Here is a 19371-nt window from a genome sequence, read left to right on the forward strand (position 1 = left end):
CTAACGATTTAGTAAACTCGTAAACCCGCCCACTCCCGCGCGCTACCATTTTGAACATCAATAAAACAATCATGCTTCAAACTGTAGACAATCAAACCACTTCTCCCGCAGTCGAACAACGTTTCACTTGGCGCGGTGTGACATGGCATCAATTCAAAGCTATTCAAGCTGGCTTTGAAGACGTGGGGAATATATGCTTATTTTATTGTGATGGAGTTATAGAAATTGTGGGAATCAGTAAACCTCACGAGGCAACTCGATGTCTGATTGCAGCGCTACTGATAAATTTTTTTCAATTTAATAGAATACAATTTTTTCCCAGCAACAGTTACAGTCAAATTGTTGAGGGGAAAGTGGAGTATCAAGCAGATTTGTCTTATTGTTTCGGAACAGATAAGGATGTTCCCGATCTGTGTATTGAGGTAGTTCTCACTAGCGGTAGTCCGATTAAACTTCAGAAATACCGACTGATGGGAGTCCCGGAAGTCTGGTTTTGGGAAGATGGCACTCTAGAGCTTTACCATCTACGAGAGGAAGGTTACGATCGCATTACTAGCAGCGAAGTGCTGCCTGAGTTAGACTTGTCTTTGCTTAAACGCTGCATTTTGTTTGCTTCACCTTTGGATGCGCTTGAGGAGTTTGCTAGAGGAATGGGCGATCGGGAAAATTGATCAATAAACTACTTTTGAAATAGCTCGATCGACTAAACGGTTATTAAATAGGAGCAACTGGCAATGACTGACTCAGAAATACTTAATTCTGATACCATTAAAACACTAAATACTAGCATATCCGAAGTTACAGTTTACACCGATCGCGCTTTGGTGACGCGCCGCGGTACGGTATCTCTGACGGGAAACGAGCGAGAATTGGCGATCGCCTCTGTTCCCGCAACCCTCGAAACAGAGTCAGTCAGGGCCACGGGTGCGGGTACAGTTGCAGTGCGATTGCTGGGAGTGCGAACCGAAACAGTGTTTAGCAGCGAACCAGTGGGCGATCGCACTGCCGAATTAACCCAACAAATTCAGGAATTACAAACCCAAAGACGTGGAATTAACGACAAAATAACCGCCCGAAAAATTCAGCTCAAATTTGTGGAAGGTTTGAGCGAAAAAAGCGTCGGTTTCTTTTCCAGCAGCATCGCCAAACAGCAGGTAGGTTTAAACGAAACTGGCGAATTGCTCAACTTTTTAGGAACTAATTACGTAAAATATGTAAGTGCGATCGCCCAACACGAAAAACAACAGCGCGAATTAGACAAGCAAATAGAAGCTTTGCTGCTGCAGTTGCGGCAAGTACAAACTCCCCATTCTCAGCAAAGTTTTAACATCATTGTTGCCATAGAATCCAGTGGCACCGGCAATTTTGAACTAGAAGTTTCCTATGTAGTCATGGGAGCCCGCTGGACTCCCCTTTACGACTTGCGAGTCAACACTACCAACAACCAAATCAATCTCAATTACCTAGCCGAAGTCAATCAAAATACAGGCGAAGATTGGGCTGGAGTAGCGCTGACTTTATCCACAGCAAAACCGGGAATGGGAACTTTGCCACCACAACTCGAACCCTGGTTTATCGATATTTTTCACCCAAAATCAGCTCGCTCCCGACAACTTTTGATGAAACCCACCCGACCGACTGCGGAAGCAGAAATGGAAAGAGACTATATGGAATTAGAGATGGAAAGCGAGGCACAATTTGCAATGATGGCTGGGGACGGTGCTGCTGCCACACCCGAATCCATAGCGGCTCAAACCGCGACAGCAAAAGTATCTAGAGAAGGCGGCACCGTCTCATTTCAAGTAGGGGGAAATACCAAGATTCCCAGCGACGGTACACCCCACAAAGTGACGATTTTTAGCGAAAATTATCCGTTTAAACCTGAATATATAGCCGTCCCGCGATTAGTCAGTTTTGCCTATTTACAAGCAGTTGTTGTGAATCCGCTGACAGGTGCAACTCTTCTGCCCGGTAAAGCAAATATCTTTCGGGACAACACTTTTGTTGGTACCGTCAAATTGGATAATGTTTCGTCTGGTGAAGAATTTAAACTGAATTTAGGAATAGATGAAGGGCTAAAAATAGAGCGAGAATTAGTGGAAAGACAAGTAGATAAAAAACTGATCGGTCAGCAGAGGCGTACGAGTTACGCCTATCGTTTGAGTGTGACTAACCTGCGGCAGGTCCAGGTACACCTGACACTACAAGAGCAATTGCCAGTCAGCCGCAATGAACAAATTAAAGTGCGGTTGACTCTCACTAATCCGAAGATAGTAGCAGGTGAAATGGGACTACTAGAATGGATAATGTCTCTGCCGCCGCAAGCAAAGCAAGAGTTATATTACCAGTTTGTTGTCGAACATCCTCCCGATTTAGCAGTCACAGGTTTAGATATTTAATTAGGATTTACACTCTTAATCTGTAACGCCAGCTACAGATTATACCACTTCTTAAAAATATTGCTATATAGAAATTATAGGCAATCGTATGTAGGGAAACGGCACTGCCGTGTCCGGCGGGGGGTTGTGCAAATCAAAGATAATTTGTATAAAATTGGTAATTGTAGCAAGACTATTTCCAATTGGTATTACTTATCAAAAATTTGACGATCTGACTATCAACAAAAAACCAGGATGAATTACAACTGGCGAAAAATCTTGTCTAACGGTATAATTCCCCCTTCCTCAAAAAAACGCCCCGATTTTTCAACAACTTGTACTCCAGCGATCGCGCCCCTGTTGTTTAGCATCGTACAAAGCTTTGTCTGCATAGGCTACCAGTGTATCTGGTGGAACTTCCAAGGTGGGTATGAGTGAGGCAATACCCAAACTGACTGTAACGATCTCCTTCACGTCAGACTCTGCATGGGGAATCGCCAGATCGTGAATTCCTTGCTGAATGTTTTGTGCCACCTTAATCCCTCCTTTTAAATCCGTATTCGCCAGAAGTACCACAAATTCTTCTCCACCGTAACGCGCTGCTAAATCGGTGGGACAACGGACTACTTTTTGTAATGTTTGCCCTATTCTAATTAAGCAATCATCCCCAGCCAGATGACCGTAGTAGTCGTTGTAGGATTTGAATTTATCAACGTCAAATAAAATTAGAGAAAGTGGCTGCTTTTCTGGCGCTAGGCGTTGCCATTCACTTTGAAGGCGATTGTTGAAACACCGACGGTTAGCCACATGAGTCAAACCATCTAGATTGGCCAGTTCTTTTAATTTTTGATTGGCATCTTGGAGAGCCAATTCTATTTGTTTGCGGGCGGTAATATCACGGATAGTAACGGAAAAACCATCTCCTAGCTTGACTGCTACGAAGTGAAACCAGCAAGATTTTTCTGATTCATAGTAAAAATCCTGTTCTAAAGATTCCCCCGTCTCGACAATATTAACGAAGCAATTAAATAGTTTTGGATCAATATTATTCAAAAAATTTTTTAGTACCAATTTGCCAATCATCTCTTCATGCCTACTGTTAAAAGATCTAGAAATCTGGGGGTTGACGACTAAACACCGAAAATCCTTAATCTCGCCTGTTTCGGCGTTACGAACAGCCTGCATTGCCGCAATACCATCAAGGGAACTATTCAAAACACTAGCCAGTAAAGCCCTCGATTGATAAAGTATCTCTTCTGCTTCCCGGCGCTTAATATTTTCTTGTTCCAGAAGCTGTTGCTGGCGTTGAATGATTAACTGATTTTCCAGACGCGCCACTACTTCTTCGATTTGAAATGGTTTGGTGATGTAGTCTATAGCCCCTGAATCAAAGGCGGTTACTTTGTCGAAGACATCATCTAAAGCACTAATGAAAATTACTGGAATGTGGCTAAAATCTGCATCCGCTTTGAGAGTTCTACAGACTTGATAACCATCCATTTCAGGCATCTTAACATCTAAAAGAATCACATCTGGTCGCTTTACCTTCACCGTTTTCAGTGCCATCCGCCCACTGGTAACGCTGCGAACAGTGTAGCCTAGTTTGAGGAGCGCATCGCTTAGTAATTGTAGATTTTCTAGAATATCGTCTACAATTAGAATATTACCTTTATTTTCGATTTGAGAATTAAGATTCATTGCCACTCCGGGGTTCTACTAAATCAAGAATCTGCTCAAACTTAAATTGACTGGCAAGTTTTGTAAGGGATTTTATCAAACGAGTTTCAGTTTTGGGAATTTCTCCTACGACTTGTAACACGAGGTTAGTATTTGCCTCCAGTGCAGCTTCGTATAATTGAGTAATCCATTCTTGAGTCATACAGGTTAAATCTTCCAATGTCAAGGGACGTATTTCTGTATCATCCAAGACAGGGGATCTTGTTTCTGCATAGATATATTTGACTCCCAAATGCTTAGTTAGTGCGTCAAAAATGGTGTGTTCAACGAAGGGTTTGCGCACAAAGTCATCACATCCAGCCGAAAGCACGATCGCCTTTTCTTCTTCCAACACACTCGCCGTTAACGCGATTACAGCCGTAGCATTGCCTTTAGTGGTAGATTTAATGTATTTTGTCGCTTCGTAGCCATCCATAACTGGCATCCTCATATCCATCCAGATTAGGTGCGGTTCCCATTCATCCCAAATGGCGATCGCCTCTTGTCCGTTACTAGCTTCTTTCACCTCAAATCCCAAGGGACTCAACAACTTAATTAGTAATTGTCGATTAATAGATTTATCATCGACTGTCAGAATTTTGTAGCTAAGTTGACCGGGCACCAGTCCCAGCACTCTTGGATATTCTTCTGTACTCTTGCTGTTTGTTTCTTGACCCAATTTAGTCTGAATATACAATTGGAAAATTGTACCTTTTCCTAATTCGCTTTCTACAGAAATATCGCCACCCATCAATTGCACAAATTTCCGGCTAATTGCTAAACCTAAACCCGTTCCTTCCTGCATATCTTTTCCAGCTTGAGCTTGACTAAAGGCATCAAATAGTTTTGGCAGTTCTGCTGCTGCAATACCCACCCCAGTATCGCGAATACGGAAATGCAAATTAAAAACATCTGTGGTTTCTTGTTCTCCCAGAAAGACATTCAAAGTGATTTGACCCTCGGAAGTAAATTTGATGGCATTGCTGAGTAAATTAATTAAAACCTGACGCAGTTTTACTTGATCTGTACAGATATAGCGCGGAACATTTTCTGTTCGCTGGAATACCAAATTCAATCCGGCATTATTAGCCCGCAGATGCAACATATCTTCTAAATCATTCAGCAAGATATGTAGGTCAAAGTCTGCAAGATTAAGGGTGGTTTTACCTGCTTCGATTTTTGATAAATCGAGTACATTATTAATTAGCGTTAATAGATAATCACCACTGCGATAGATAATTCCGGCATTCTCGTATTGTTCAGGGGGCATATTTGTGGCGCGTACCATCAATTGCGAAAAACCGAGAATAGCATTGAGGGGCGATCGCAATTCATGGCTCATATTGGCAATAAAGGTACTTTTGGCTTGATTAGCGGTTTCTGCTTTCACTGCCAACTCTCGGGAAATCTTCTCACTTTCCTGCAAAGCCATAGTACGCTGAATCACTCTTTCTTCTAATTCCGCGTTAGCTTGTTGTAATTTCAAAGCCGCTTGACGATTTTCCGAAACAATCGCAGATGTCACCATCGTTGTAATGGAAAGTACCCCCACAAATAAAAGTAGTAATAAAAGGGAATTACGAGCCAATGCCGCCTTATAAAAAATACCAATTTGATAAGCCGTAGTGATAAAAGCCATACTACAAATGGCGGTGACTAAAATAGTAGTAACTTTCTGACTAAAACGAAAAACAGACCATAAGAGAGGGGGTAAAAGTAAATATTCTACAGGTTGACTCTCAAATAAGGCAAATTTAATGACTATTCCCAAAAGAATAGCAATAATCATAAATTCTCCACTATGCCAAGACTGCGGGGCATAAAACTTCTGTTTTTTTAAACAACAAATTAATAAGAAAGGTGTAAAAAGTAAGATACCTATACTATCACCAATCCACCAACCAGTGAAAGTTTTTAGAAAGTCAGAATGGGGAAAAATTTTCTGATAAGTCAATGAACAAGTCCCGATCAAAGCATTGGGTAAACTAACTCCTAAAAAACTAACGGCGATAAAAATTACTACATGATTGACTTCATTAAAAGGAAATTTTGTGCGAGTTGACCGTCGCATCACAAATACTGCCAATAAATTCCAAATCGTTACACTAATAGTATTGAAGACAGCACTCAATAATAAACTTGGGGATATGGGCCACATTATTAAGGTCGCAATAAATTGACCCATAAAGATACCTAACCAACGAGAATAACCCCACTCCAATAAAGTGGCGAACATCCATCCTGTTCCGGGCCAAACGGGTGAAATATATGGTGGAATAAACGTAACACTGGATATTTTATGATTATTCATGAGAAACCAACAAATCAAAGGATAAACAATGGAAATAATCAGAACTTGCAGCCACCAGTGGGGATTTTTTATTTCTAAACCGAGACCCTTTAAGAGGTTAATAAAATGTTTTTTTGCCATCTTTTTTTAGGTATCAACTTGCTCTACAAAAACTGTACAATCTCAATTGTGAACCATTAAAGCTTCTCTTAAATCAAGAATTTGCTCAAATTGAAATTGAGGTGCTAATTTAGTCAGGCTTTTGATTAAAAATAGTTCTGTTTCAGGAATTTCCTGAATTACTTTCATCATTTTTTCTGTGTTTGCTTCAAACACAGCTTTTGATAAGCTTATCATCCATTAATGGGGCCTTAACTAGGTCGGTGCTGTAAAACGCAACTATGTAAACGATCGTCAAGTATCAAAATGCCAAGAAAGCAGCACTAGGAGACCCTGTTTACATACAGTTGCATAGTTCAGTTTAATCCCGCCGACCTACTTAATAAATCCTCAACATCTAAAAAACTGGTTTACTAAATGCTGCTACTGTCATCTATCAACTTGCTGCTGTATATCCCAATTGATTGCCAACTCCCCAAAAACCTGCCGAAGAATTCAGCACCTGAACCTGCTTTTTGATGCCCAACAAACGCGCTGCCAACAATTATGTAATAGTTTGTATCTGAATCCGTGGTATTATTCCCATTGAACAGCGAATCTCCTGTCATCAAAATTCTGATAGTAGCTTCAGGCTTGGCTGAATCGATTTGTTCAGACCGTTGAGAAAACAGATTGTACTGAAGTCTATTTCCAAAGCGATATACAAGTTGATTTGGTGCAAATATCTAGTCAGCATGAGCTTGCAACAAAGCAAGATTTCCGAATCCCAGCAAGCGCAACGCAGTTTCTATCGCACTCAAAGAGGCGATCGCACAACTGGGAATCCCATACTTAGCTTTCAAAAATTTACCTGTAATTTGTAAACTGCAAAGCCACCGGATAATCTTCTTGCTTCAAGCGTTGAATCACCAACTGCAAATCATCCTTATCCTTAGCAGACACCCGCACTGCATCTCCTTGAATCGAACCTTGAATCTTCTTAAATTCATCGCGAATCAATTTAGTAATCTGTTTCGCTATTTCCTGACTAATTCCTTTTTTTAGTTTAATTTCTTGACGCACGCGACTGCCACTAGCAGGTTCAACTTTGCCGTAATCAAAAATTTTCAAAGATAAATTGCGCTTGGCGGCTTTAGTTTGCAAAACAGTGTGAATTGCGTCGAGAGTAAATTCGCTGTCCGTATTGACAGTAATTGATTCTGCACCCAATTCCACGGTAGTTTTGGTATCTTTCAAGTCGTAGCGGCTTTGAATTTCCCGCACAGTTTGGTCAACAGCGTTAACTAATTCTTGCCGATCGAACTCGCTGACAATATCAAAAGAATAACTAGCAGCCATAAATTAGTAATTGGTAATGGGTAATGGGTAATTGGTAGTTGGTAATGGGTAATTGATAGTTGATAGTTGGTAATTAGTCATTAATTAAGCGTCTCTTAACTAATGACTAATGACTAATGACCACTGACTAATAACAATTAACCATTAACAGCCATTAAACTGAAATAGAATAAAGTAGCTGTGCAAGAAGAACTAATCGCAAACATGAGCGATCGCCCCAGCGGCACATTCAGAATATAGAAAACCGAAAACAACAACCGGGCGATCGTAAAAGCGATCGCAGCCCAACCCGTCGGTTCCGAATCTACCCCCGTCACAAAAGCCATCAAAGCCGCCGCTGAAAACAGCATAAACGTCTCAAACGAATTTTGGTGAGCCCAAGTTGCCCGCTGAGCGTAAGCCGGCAACTTATCAAACATAGCGCGGGGGGCTGCTTGGTCGTAGCCTAGCTGCAAGCGGGCGAACGCAACCACCAAAAACGGTGCGTAAACCAGCGCAGCAGCAGCAGCTATACAATCAAGCAGAATAACCGACACAGGTAATCCCAACAGCATCATCCGCCTCGCAGTTCAATCAAAATAGAACAGAGTAACTACCTTGCGCTGTTCCTCCGCATCCTGGCAAGTTTTCAGCAAAGTGTGGCTTTCGTGAAAAGCAAAACATATCAGTTGCTGGCAGCGAGAAATAATCTCCTGATTGCACATGGCGCTTGCTTCCGGGAGAGACAAGCTATCATTTTTGGGATTTTCTACCAAATGTATCACTTGTTCGAGTTGGTCGCGAGACTCCCGAGGCTGGCGACTCATACTTTGTGGCAAAATCACTGTCAGCAGATTAGGATCTGCTCGCATTGCCCCCCGAATTGCGGCTGAATTGGTGCCTGTAGCGCCAGAAGTGATGAGCTGATTGCCTCCCAGAACTATGGCGTAGCTCAGCATCTCAATTAGCTGCTGGTGGGTAATAGGAACGTGGCGAGAACCCAAAAGAGCAATCCGCTTGGAGCTGGTTTGCTGGATCGCCGCAAGTTCTTGTAAAAAATCATCTACTCTGGGTAGCTCAATTGATTGACTCAAAGAATTTATTAAATTAAATAAAACTACGTTGTGGATTTTAGCAGACTCACTAGCCATTGCCGCCAAAAAGAAGTTAAGAATTGCTGATTTACGGGTTCAGACTAGAGGATCTGGAGATTTGAGGAAGCCCGAAGGCAGAATGTCTGAAGACATTCGGCAGCCGGAGCTCAAGGTAGAATTCAAGAAAAATTGAGAATTTAAGAATTTTGGCTTTTTATTTATTTAAACAAAAAGTTCTCTGCCGAATACCTTCTTCCCTCAGCTCCGGCTCTGTTATTAATGGACTCGATCGCTCAGGCCCAAGGATGCCATCATGCCATCAAGGTCAAAATGTTCTGCCATTAGCTGAGTAACGCATTCCACCTTGATCGGTTCGTGCAGGCGCACGCTGCCAAAGGTGCTGTCGATAATTTCTACCGTGGTTAAGGTATCCAAATCAACAGACAAAACCGGAATTTCCATTTCTTCTGCCCTGCCAATCACTAGGGGAGAAGGAGGCAAGTGGCCTGTCAAAATTAAGCACTGAGTCGAGCTCTCCAGAGCCGCTAGCTGAATGTCGGTGCGATCGCCCCCCGTCACCACCGCCATATTTCTCGCTTTGCGGAAATACTTCAGAGCCGAACTAACATTCATTGCACCAATTGTCAAGGTTTCCACCATCAAATCCAAACGGTCTCGACGGCACAGCACGTCAGCTTTCAATTGGTGCACCAATTCTTTGACGCTGACACTCCGCAGCAAAGCACTTCTCGGCAGCATTCCCAAAACTGGAATACCCGCAGCCTCCAGAAAAGGCCGCACAGTCGCCGTTACCGATTCGAGTTTGTCCGAGGGAACGTCATTAAGTACCACTCCCAGCAACCGCGAACCCAAACGCTGTTTAGCCGACAGCAAATCGTCTATATAAAGATCGATCGGGCGGGCTACCAACAGCACAGAAGCATCAACTGCCTCAGCGACTTGAGCCAAAGACAAGTCAAATAGACTGCCTTCCTCCAAATTAGCTGGGCCTTCTAACAGCACCAAGTCTCCGCTGGGAGCTTGCAAATATTGCGCTAAAGACTGGCGGTAATCTGTCTTGTCTTCTCTCCGCAAACGCTTGTGAACCGTCTCTTCATCCAAATACAGCAGTGTTGACGGCATCTGACTTTCTGAGAGCTTCAGCGTCTCTACCGCGAACCGTACATCTTCGTCCTCGATCCCAGCTCCCTCGGAGCTGAAACAGGTTCCCAGAGGTTTGCCGTAGGCGATGGCCAGTCCTTTTTCCCGGAGTCCGAGTGCCATCCCCAAGGCTATGGCAGACTTGCCGCTGTAAGCTTTTGTGGAACCGATCAGCAAATATTTAGTCAATTTGGGTACGCCTTCAATCCTCAATTTGCACCTGTCTATTTCAATAAATTTAGTTTTTTCTACAGTATTTGTGAACTGCGACTCAATTTGGCAATACTATTATACTCGATTTTGTCGCTTTTGGGCAGCTTGTTTTCTTACGGAAAATTATTATTCACATATTCGCCGCCTTTTTCTGCCCATTCTTTTTACTTGATTTTGGGAAAGGAGTTTTTGAATTGTTTGTTTTACCAGCCGTTTTTAATAAGTATTTATCGATCCTAATTTATGTAAAAACAGGTTTAACTGTAAGGTTTTTATGCCTTATTATTGCCCGTGTCAGACCACAAAAAATATATAAAATAAAAATAAAAACAACAAGGTAAAAATGGATGATAGATCTTACCTAACACCCTATTTATAAGGTTTAGAAAAATTTTTACTTGCTAAATAGAAAAGTGTCTAGGAAGAAATTACGGTGCTTGCCTAATCAGTTTTGCATATAATTAAAAATGGATAAATATTATTAGTTATTAATTATTAGTGCGCTCGCCCCCGTTCAAACTGATATCTGGCAATGCGAGCAATAAGCTTGTTATGCTCGGACTTCTAGCATCTAAACACATAAATTGTCGGGCGGTGTCTGCTGGCATTTCGGCAGCCCAAAGGCTGATTGCCATACTATCCCACTCGCAGTTCAAGGGCTGTAGATTGATTTTCCTTGGGGGGATCTACAGCCCTTTCCTCTCAGCTACCGAGTCGAAAAATTTGAACGAAATCGGACGGCGCGATTCGCCTCGCGGCGATAGCTTCGCTCGCGCGTACTCGCACAGCACCAATATCCGAAATAGGCTTTTGCGCTTGTCCCACAACAAATACAGCAGTTTTCAATTGGATGAAATACAGGTATGGACTCAGGCTTTGCCTGAGTCCATACGCGAAATTTGTATCACGCTCAACAGAAAACTTCAGTAGATTTACTTTAGGAATGGGGATAAGTGCTGACCCCCAAAGGGATTATTGAGAATGATCAAACAACTCACTTACTATTTCCGCTTCTCAAATAGGGCTGGCGCACCAATCATGTAATGTTGCCGTCGTGGCTTTACACTATTGGTGCGTCAGTTATAGCGCCCGTCAATCGATTTTAGATTTTAGATTTTAGATTTTAGATTGAAGACAGCAATCCCACTGATAAATCCGGGGGCTGGCGATCGGGATTCGGAGCTTTTTTTTCGATCCACAAATCAATCCGGGGACCCCGGATTAAATTGCTTGATTGTCAATTGCGGACTTTCGGGAGTGCGGCTGCGGTGAAAGTTATTCATCCATTCGCATCAGCTTGCGGTAAAACGTTTTAGAAAAATCGACAGTACGAGTTCGCTGAAAAGTCAGGAGTACCTCAATTAAGCAACTAACAAACTCAGAGCTTTGCATAGTCACTTCGTAGCTAAGTTCAGCATTGCCGTCAAACAACACCCGACAGCGGGTTAAGTCGATCGGCAGCGACGAGATATTCCAACTAGCGACAAACGGCACGCTCTCCCCGCCGTCAATTTTTCTTGCCCCCTCCAAGCTTTTGAGCTTGTAGAGGCCAATAGCGTGCGGTAAAAACTTGCGCCTGGGCTCTTGACAGAAAGGCGCGTAGACTTTCACTTCTTTGTCATCGGCTGGCTTGAGTTGAGGAATAGACATATTTCCACCTCAGACAATTATTACTAACAGATAGTTTAGATCCCCAGAAAAAACTAACAGATATTCCTGGTCGATCGCAAGCAAAAGTCAAGCTAAATACTCTATGCAGTACCCGTTTACCAGGGCCGTACAAGCACCGAACCCGCTGGTTGTCCTCCCGTCCGCTTTCGACAAAAGCCCAGAAACTGATACAGTAGATGCTTATATCTAAAATCAAAAACTATTGGTGGTTGAATCAAGTAACCTATGCAGGAGAGTTCTTGGCCAGAAAACGACGCTCGCAGCGAGCTTAACTTGGACATCTCTGATTTAGCTCAAGAAGAGCTCAAGAGTTTGACCTCGCACTCGAAGCTCAGCAAAGTATTTGCTATACCAGACATTGGCGACAGGGTGTTTGACGCGGAAACAAAAGCAGAACTCCCGGTTGCGGTGTCTGTGCCGGGAACTCCCTCCTTTCCTCAAAATCTGTACCGGGGACGCCGCGGAAAAGCCGCCGCAGTGCTGACTGCGATTTGGGCCGGCACGATCGCCCTGCACTTGATTTCTTGGGGTGCGTGGGTAGTGTGGGGGTTGACGGGACTGCTGTGGATGCAAGCATTTCGAGTTTTGTTTGCTTCGCCCAAGCCCGCACTGCAGCCTCTTGCCGATGAAAGTCGAGAGGAGTGGCCTTATGTGTCGCTGCTGGTAGCAGCGAAAAATGAGGAAGCGGTGATTGCCCGATTCGTAGAATCCATCTGCAATGTAGATTATCCGATCGACCGCTACGAAGTTTGGGCGATCGACGATCACAGCAGCGACGCCACGCCGCTAGTATTGGAACAGCTAACCAAAAAGTACCCCCAGCTCAAAGTATTTCGCAGAGGAGCAAATGCCAGCGGCGGCAAGTCGGGAGCCCTGAATCAAGTGTTACCGCTGACTCGCGGGGAATTTGTCGGAATATTTGACGCCGACGCGACGGTAACGCCGGATTTGCTGCGCCGGGTGCTGCCAGTGTTCCATGCAGAAAAGGTAGGGGCTGTGCAAGTCAGAAAAGCCATCGCCAATGCTTCGGTAAATTTGTGGACTCGTGGCCAAGAAGCAGAAATGGCTCTCGACAGTTTTTTCCAGCAGCAGCGTATTGCGATCGGCGGCATTGGAGAATTGCGCGGTAACGGCCAATTCATGCGCCGCACCGCCTTGGAAAGCTGCGGAGGCTGGAACGAGGAGACGATTACCGACGACCTGGATTTGACGGTGAGGCTGCACCTAAACCGATGGGACATTGAATTTCTCGCTTTCCCAGCCGTGTCAGAAGAAGGAGTCACTAACGCTCGCGCTCTGTGGCATCAGCGCAATCGCTGGGCAGAAGGCGGCTATCAGCGTTATCTTGACTACTGGCGGCTAATTTTGCGGAACCGCATGGGAACTGGGAAAACTTGGGATTTATTTGGATTTTGGGTATCTCAATATTTCTTACCTACAGTAGCCCTACCCGACTTTGTGATGTCAATTGCGCTGCGCCGGATGCCGATCGCCAGTCCCATAACTTTTATGACCCTTACATTGTCGGTGGTGGGAATGTTTGTCGGTTTGCGCCGCACTCGCAAAGAGACCAAATTTGACGTTAAAAGAGTTTTTGTCACCTTGCTGCAAACGCTGCGGGGTACTGTGTATATGTTCCACTGGCTGCTGGTAGGGACTGTGACGGCTCGGATTGCGGTACGGCCCAAACGGCTTAAATGGGTCAAAACCGTCCATCAAGGCGCTGTTAATAGCATCAAGTAAACAATTCGCAGAAATATCTCGGCACAGTATCGCCGAACGTCCGAAGATTTTCTGAGACAAAAAAACACCAACGCTCGCCAAATATCTCCCCGCCAGAGCCTAAGAGTAAAATTTGGAAATTCCGAGAAAAAAACACTTTGAAACAGCTTAGGTAATAGGTAATCGGCGAGCGGTAATAGCGAATAAGTAATCGGCAATACCAAAGTCTAAAATTAAAAGATAAAAGCGAGAATTTTTAACTTTTAACTTGACAAAAAACCAATTACTATCTATTAATTATGAATTGCCAATTAGGACGAATTGCTTGTTGCCAACTACCCGTCACCCGTAATTGATAAATGGATTTGTTAGAGTACCAAGCTAAATCTTTATTTCGACAGATGGCAATACCGATTTTGCCGTCGCAGCGGATTGACAATCCCGCCGACCTCAAAGGACTGAAAATTCCTTACCCCGTTGTACTCAAATCGCAAGTGCGGGCTGGGGGACGGGGCAGGGCGGGCGGTATCAAGTTTGTAGAAAATACGATCGATGCAGTAGCAGCCGCTCAAACAATTTTTAATTTGCCGATCGAGGATGAATATCCCCAAGTCCTGCTGGCAGAAGCAAAGTACAACGCAGACCAAGAATTGTACTTAGCGGTACTCCTAGACCCCGTAGCCCGCCGCCCGGTGCTTCTGGGTTCGAGACAAGGAGGTATGGATGTCGAACGGTCGATCGAGCAAATGCAGCAAGTTGCCGTAGATCAAGAATTTTCCCCCTTCTACGCGAGGCGTCTCACGCTGAAAATGGGATTGCAGGGAGACTTGATTCAATCGGTGAGCACTATTGTCGAAAAAATGTACCGGCTGTTTGTCGAAAAAGATTTAGATTTAGTAGAAATCAATCCTCTCGGCATCAGTCCGACGGGAGAGGTAATGGCTTTAGACGGTAAAGTGACCGCCAACGACGATGCCTTGGGGCGACATCCAGATTTGGCGGCACTATCGGGAAAGAGGCAAAGCAGCGGGTTGGCACGGGAAAGGAGAAGTCTCCATGCCCCTAGCGATCGCTCCCATTCCTACTCGAAGGTTCAGCAGCAGCCGGAGTTTGACCCCAAATCTAAATCCCCAATCTCCAATTCCGAATCCCTGCAATTAATCGAACTAGACGGGAATATCGCGGTTTTGTGCAACGGAGTGGGCCTGACAATGGCAACTCTAGATGCTGTAACCCACCAAGGAGGAAAACCAGCTAATTTCGTGAATATTGGTTCCCTAGACCGCTACGATGCAGCAAATGCCCTGCGCGATCGCGCGGAGTTGGGTCTGGAGTTAGTCGCTCAGGATAAAAGCGTTAAGGTGATACTTGTAAATATTTTGGGCAGCGCCTCCAAGACGGAGGAAATAATCGCTGCAGTAGCCGGCTATTTGGAACGGAAAGCTCGCGCTAACCGCCACATCCAAGTTGTGCTCCGGCTGGTAGAGATCGATGCTGATGCTGTTAAAAAGCGTTTGGGACAGTTGCCGGTGCAGCTAGCTAGCACTTTGGATGAGGCTGCGGCAGCTTCTGTATCCTCCGCCAAGTAGCGGCAGTCGATCGGCAAAAAACGAGATTTCTGTACAGATGAAGGCCTTCTGCTTTTTACAGATCGAGTGTCAAGTGGGAAAAAATGAATTTAACTCCTGAAAGCAAAGTCCTAGTACAGGGCATTACAGAATCTCCCGCGTCCACCCGCGCCGCCCTGATGATGAAAGCATACGGCACGAATGTAGTCGCCGGTGTCAGTCCCGGTCGGGGGGGGCTGGAAGTGGAGGGAATTCCGATTTTTGATTTGGTAGAACAAGCAGTGGCGGCAGTGGGTCACGTTGACACTGCGGTAATTTTGGTAGACGCTTACTCGGTGCTGGATGCTGCTTTAGAAGCGATCGCCGGAGGAATTCGGCAAATCGCGATCGTTACTGGGGGAGTGCCTCCTCTGGATATGGTGCACTTAGTCAGAAAAGCAGAAGCCACCGAAACTTTGGTAATCGGGCCCAACAGTCCGGGGATTATTGTACCCGACAAACTCCTGCTGGGAACTCACCCCAAGGAATTTTACACTCCCGGCCCGGTAGGAGTGATCAGCCGCAGCAGCACTTTGACTTACGAAGTTGCCCTAGAACTGACGGAGGCTGGCTTGGGACAGTCGATGGCGGTTTGTATTGGCTGCGACGCGATTGTCGGTTCTTCTTTTATGCAGTGGCTGCAAATTTTGGACGAAGACGACAGTACCGAAGCGATGGTTTTGGTGGGGGAAGTTGGCGGGTGGAGCGAACAAGCTGCTGCTTCTTACATCGCCTCGGCGATCGACAAACCCGTGGTTGCTTATCTAGCCGGCCGCTACGCTCCCAAGGGGCCGTCTTTGGGCCACGCCGGCATCCTGATCAGTTCTCGGGCGGCTGCCCAGAAAGCCTTTGGAGTTACGGCCCCAAACAAAATGGCTGCCTTTGAAGAGGCGGACATACCTGTGGCGGCTCGACCTTCAGAGATTCCTAAGTTGCTCAAAAAATTGCTCAAGAAAAATTGATTGCTTTGGGAGTTTTCACAAAAGTCCTAACCCTCTTGGGGGTTGGGATAGGGATAGGGCGGGGGCGGGTTTGGTCTCAAAAGTGTCGGCAGAATGCCACAACAGCCACTTCAACCCGCCCCTAGGACACATTTATGATTTTTTCACCAAAGCCCTCGGACCGGCGTCACAGGCTGCGGTGCCGGTGCTGGCAAGGGGGCCGTGGGGCGCGGCGCTGGAGGCGGAGTTGTTGGCTGCACGCTGCGGCGAGGTTCGATCGGAGTTTCGGTGCGAGTTGTCGATCTCGTCACATCTTGAAGCAGGCTTCGCAGAGTTCCAGCTATAGTCTGAACTTTGCCAATAGCGGTGCGAAGGCTGGCAACATCTACGTAAACCTCGTTGAGAGGATACTTTTTCAGGATTTCTAGCAGCGATACCTTACCGTCGTCCCCGGATGCCAGGATCACCGCTGCCCGCAAAGCTTTCCCGCTTTCTGTGCGGCGCTGAGTCCGAATTGCTTGACCGATATCGTCAGTGATTTTTTCTCCTGGGGTGCTGTAAACCACCCTCGCCAGATTAGCAGGCTTTAAACCAATTTCTAAACCCATGAACCCCCGCAGCATTTGCGCGTCCATTTTGGAGAACCGGATAATTTGTTGGAGGGTTGGCGTCGTCGTGCCGTTTTTAGCAAAGTCTTCTAAGTCGCTGATATTGATGCCTTGTCTGATCGGGCCAAATGTGAGGACAACTTTTTCGGCCCCTAATGCTGTACTGCTGCTAGATAATATGCTCCCGCTTGCTCCTAAAACTAGGGCAATGCCGATCGATACAAATTTTGTTAATTTCATATTCACCGCTACATTAAAATTATTTTTTCTAGATTTGTACATTTTTGTACATTATAGATGCAGCAGTTATATTCTACAAGGTCGCCAGTGTAATTTGTGCCCGCGTCACACCGACAATCTCGACCGAGACTTTTTCTCGATCTTGACTTTAAAAATAAGTAACCACATCTGCCGAAATCTTTTCGCTTCTATTCCTTCTGCCTTCTACCTTCTAAATTTCCTGCCTTCTATATCAGAGTGTCTTCCGCCTTCTACATAAGTGCCTTATAAAAATTATAGGAACCGCCCTGACGGGGAGGACTTCTTAATTGCACAAACATAAGGGTTCGATTGCTTATTCTTTCTCTCTTAGGCAACTAAATCCCTCTTCCTTCTTCCCTCCTTCTTCCTTCTTCCGACGGACATCGGACTCACATCCGTTACATCCGTTATAGAATCCGTTGCCGAACTTCCCTCTTCCATCAGACTGACATCCGTTACATCCGTTACATCCCGTACATTGCTCGTTGCCGAACTTCCTTCTACTATATGCTGAAAACCAAGCGCAAATCCAAGAAATCCAAACACAAGCACAGCGAAAAAACAAGAGCGCTCAGCAAAAAAGAAGTAGCTGCACAAAAACGCAAAATTTCAGAAAAGCGCAATGAATTGGTGCAGGCGATCGCCATAAGCTGCTTAGTCACCGTTGCTCTCAGCATCCCCCTGTTGTTCGTAGCCGGCCCTAAGATTGCTATTGCAGGAGGCACAGCCGCAGGCATCTTGCTGCTTTCCTACAAATATCCCCGCCAAGCTTTGTGGACTTTTCTAATTTACCTGCCTTTCAGCGGTACAATTACTTATGCAATTGGTGGCGGGAATGCTGCATTTCAAGTAGCCAAAGATGCTTTCTACATACCAGCTCTCATCGCCCTAATTCAAAGCTGTAAAAAGAAACAGTTGCCCCTGTTCATTCCCAAACAAATGCTTTCTACCTTCAGCATCCTGTTGATGATGGCAATGCTGACTTTAATTTTTGTCAACGGGGAGATGCAGCTCAACCCTATGAAGGGCGACAAGCCAATTCTGCAAGGAATTCTCGGCTTAAAAGTATTGATGGGTTACATACCGCTGATTGCTTGTACCTATTATCTGCTCCGCACTAAGAAGGATTTGGTATTTTTTAGTCGAATGCACATCGTTTTGGCGATCGTTTGCTGCCTTCTCGGTTTGATTCAGTACCTGTTGCTGCAAAGTGGAAAGTGTGCGGGAACCAGAGGAATGACCGGAGCAGAATTATACAAAGCAACCCTGGAAGCTAGATGTTTTGTCGGCGGTTCTTTGGTGTTCAGTCCCGAAGTCAAGTTTGTCCGCTTGCCGGGAACCTTTGTCGCGCCTTGGCAGTGGGCGTGGTTTTTAATTTCTAATGCTTTTTTAACCTTTGCCTCTGCCTTTTGCGACCCTTCATTCTGGTGGCGAGTTATCGGTTTATTTGGCATGGCATTAATATTTGCCAATGCAGTTATTTCCGGTCAAAGAGCTGCTTTAGTTATGGTTCCCGTTGCGACAGCAATCCTGCTAGTTCTCACCGGTCAATTAGTTAATTTCAAACGATTTATTCCCATCGGTGCAGGACTGGCGATTCTGCTGTTTGTCGGTGCAGCTATTAACCCGGGAATTATCGAGCAGCGGTGGGAGAGTTTTGTTAACCGCTGGAATGCTGCACCGCCCCAGCAGTTTCTCTTTAATCAGTTCGAGCAGAGCAATAATTTTATCATTGACAAACCTTTCGGTAGAGGTGTGGGACGAGCGACTAATTCAACGCGAATATTTGGTACCACGCAGTTAATTGAAACTTTTCAACCTAAGTTGATCTACGAACTCGGTTATCCGGGAATGATTAGTTTTCAGATCATGCTTTTACACTTAGCTTTTTTAACTTTTAGAGCTTACCGCTCTGTCAAGGACAAAAGTTTGCGGAGTTACGGAGCTAGTTTTTGGGTGTTTGTTGGATTTATTACGATCAATACTCAATACTATCCGCTGGATGTAGATCCCGTGTCCGTGTATTATTGGGTTTTAGCTGGGGCGATTTTAAAGTTGCCCAAAATTGATAAACAGGTGCAGGATGAAAAACACCAGGAAGTTGAGTCTAATGAATTGCAAGTTCACCAGCCATTAAAGGAGAAAAAAATTATTGCATCTTCCCCAATTTGAGAATAATTTTGAGTGTTGAGTTTGGTGGATTCTTTCTTGTTCAGTAACCCGCTTTCGCTCCAAGGCGGTGCAAAGATAGCCCGCCCTTCTGGATTTATCT

17 protein-coding genes are annotated in these 19371 nt (G+C 45.0%); 6 read left to right on the forward strand and 11 right to left on the reverse strand.

The window, feature by feature from the left end:
- Positions 1 to 71 precede the first annotated feature (71 nt).
- Together QUA53_RS01265 and QUA53_RS01270 are read left to right on the forward strand one after the other, a co-directional pair.
- Positions 72 to 671, forward strand: a complete 600-nt coding sequence (locus QUA53_RS01265) for a Uma2 family endonuclease (RefSeq protein WP_333094454.1) — start codon at positions 72 to 74, stop codon at positions 669 to 671.
- A 63-nt stretch (positions 672 to 734) separates the two neighbouring features.
- The gene (locus QUA53_RS01270) at positions 735 to 2399 is read left to right on the forward strand and encodes a mucoidy inhibitor MuiA family protein (protein ID WP_333094455.1); all 1665 of its coding nucleotides are present in this window, start codon (positions 735 to 737) and stop codon (positions 2397 to 2399) included.
- Between the two features lie 306 nt (positions 2400 to 2705).
- On the opposite strand, the gene QUA53_RS01275 is transcribed toward QUA53_RS01270, so the two are convergent.
- The 10 genes from QUA53_RS01275 to ebsA form a co-directional block, all read right to left on the reverse strand.
- A complete protein-coding gene (locus tag QUA53_RS01275; RefSeq protein WP_333094456.1) occupies positions 2706 to 4076 on the reverse strand; it encodes a diguanylate cyclase domain-containing protein in 1371 nt (456 codons plus the stop codon).
- A complete protein-coding gene (locus tag QUA53_RS01280) occupies positions 4066 to 6525 on the reverse strand; it encodes an MASE1 domain-containing protein (protein WP_333094457.1) in 2460 nt (819 codons plus the stop codon). The genes QUA53_RS01275 and QUA53_RS01280 overlap by 11 nt, the downstream gene beginning before the upstream one ends.
- Positions 6526 to 6567: 42 nt before the next feature.
- Positions 6568 to 6720, reverse strand: a complete 153-nt coding sequence (locus QUA53_RS01285; protein ID WP_333094458.1) for a hypothetical protein — start codon at positions 6718 to 6720, stop codon at positions 6568 to 6570.
- 197 nt (positions 6721 to 6917) lie between these two features.
- Positions 6918 to 7112 carry a hypothetical protein gene (locus QUA53_RS01290; RefSeq protein WP_333094459.1) on the reverse strand — a complete coding sequence of 65 codons (195 nt, stop codon included), beginning with the start codon at positions 7110 to 7112 and terminating at the stop codon, positions 6918 to 6920.
- Between the two features lie 238 nt (positions 7113 to 7350).
- Complete coding sequence (locus QUA53_RS01295) at positions 7351 to 7842, reverse strand: YajQ family cyclic di-GMP-binding protein (RefSeq protein WP_333074574.1); 492 nt, start codon at positions 7840 to 7842, stop codon at positions 7351 to 7353.
- 137 nt (positions 7843 to 7979) lie between these two features.
- Positions 7980 to 8396, reverse strand: a complete 417-nt coding sequence (locus tag QUA53_RS01300; protein ID WP_333094617.1) for an MAPEG family protein — start codon at positions 8394 to 8396, stop codon at positions 7980 to 7982.
- A 15-nt stretch (positions 8397 to 8411) separates the two neighbouring features.
- Positions 8412 to 8915, reverse strand: a complete 504-nt coding sequence (locus QUA53_RS01305; protein ID WP_039887610.1) for a hypothetical protein — start codon at positions 8913 to 8915, stop codon at positions 8412 to 8414.
- A 276-nt stretch (positions 8916 to 9191) separates the two neighbouring features.
- The gene (locus QUA53_RS01310) at positions 9192 to 10289 is read right to left on the reverse strand and encodes a phosphotransacetylase family protein (protein WP_333067827.1); all 1098 of its coding nucleotides are present in this window, start codon (positions 10287 to 10289) and stop codon (positions 9192 to 9194) included.
- A gap of 488 nt (positions 10290 to 10777) precedes the next feature.
- Complete coding sequence (locus tag QUA53_RS01315) at positions 10778 to 10924, reverse strand: hypothetical protein (RefSeq protein ID WP_333094460.1); 147 nt, start codon at positions 10922 to 10924, stop codon at positions 10778 to 10780.
- 640 nt (positions 10925 to 11564) lie between these two features.
- On the reverse strand, positions 11565 to 11939 hold the full coding sequence (ebsA, locus tag QUA53_RS01320) for a type IV pilus biogenesis protein EbsA (protein ID WP_006634686.1): 375 nt from the start codon (positions 11937 to 11939) through the stop codon (positions 11565 to 11567).
- Between the two features lie 246 nt (positions 11940 to 12185).
- Between ebsA and QUA53_RS01325 the strand changes: the two genes are divergently transcribed.
- From QUA53_RS01325 to QUA53_RS01335, 3 genes are all read left to right on the forward strand, one after another.
- A complete protein-coding gene (locus QUA53_RS01325) occupies positions 12186 to 13703 on the forward strand; it encodes a glycosyltransferase family 2 protein (RefSeq protein ID WP_333094462.1) in 1518 nt (505 codons plus the stop codon).
- A gap of 338 nt (positions 13704 to 14041) precedes the next feature.
- The gene (locus tag QUA53_RS01330; RefSeq protein WP_333094463.1) at positions 14042 to 15271 is read left to right on the forward strand and encodes a succinate--CoA ligase subunit beta; all 1230 of its coding nucleotides are present in this window, start codon (positions 14042 to 14044) and stop codon (positions 15269 to 15271) included.
- An 83-nt stretch (positions 15272 to 15354) separates the two neighbouring features.
- On the forward strand, positions 15355 to 16251 hold the full coding sequence (locus QUA53_RS01335) for a succinate--CoA ligase subunit alpha (protein WP_190737145.1): 897 nt from the start codon (positions 15355 to 15357) through the stop codon (positions 16249 to 16251).
- A 143-nt stretch (positions 16252 to 16394) separates the two neighbouring features.
- Here QUA53_RS01335 and QUA53_RS01340 read toward each other — a convergent pair whose 3' ends face one another.
- Positions 16395 to 17078 (reverse strand): alpha/beta hydrolase, encoded by a 684-nt coding sequence (locus QUA53_RS01340; RefSeq protein WP_333094465.1) that lies wholly within the window; start codon positions 17076 to 17078, stop codon positions 16395 to 16397.
- Between the two features lie 528 nt (positions 17079 to 17606).
- Between QUA53_RS01340 and hpsL the strand changes: the two genes are divergently transcribed.
- Entirely contained in the window at positions 17607 to 19271 is a 1665-nt protein-coding gene (hpsL, locus tag QUA53_RS01345; RefSeq protein ID WP_333094466.1) for a hormogonium polysaccharide biosynthesis protein HpsL, read from the forward strand.
- Positions 19272 to 19371 lie beyond the last annotated feature (100 nt).

The organism is Microcoleus sp. Pol12B3 (genome assembly GCF_036701355.1).
Classification (GTDB): Bacteria; Cyanobacteriota; Cyanobacteriia; order Cyanobacteriales; family Microcoleaceae; genus Microcoleus.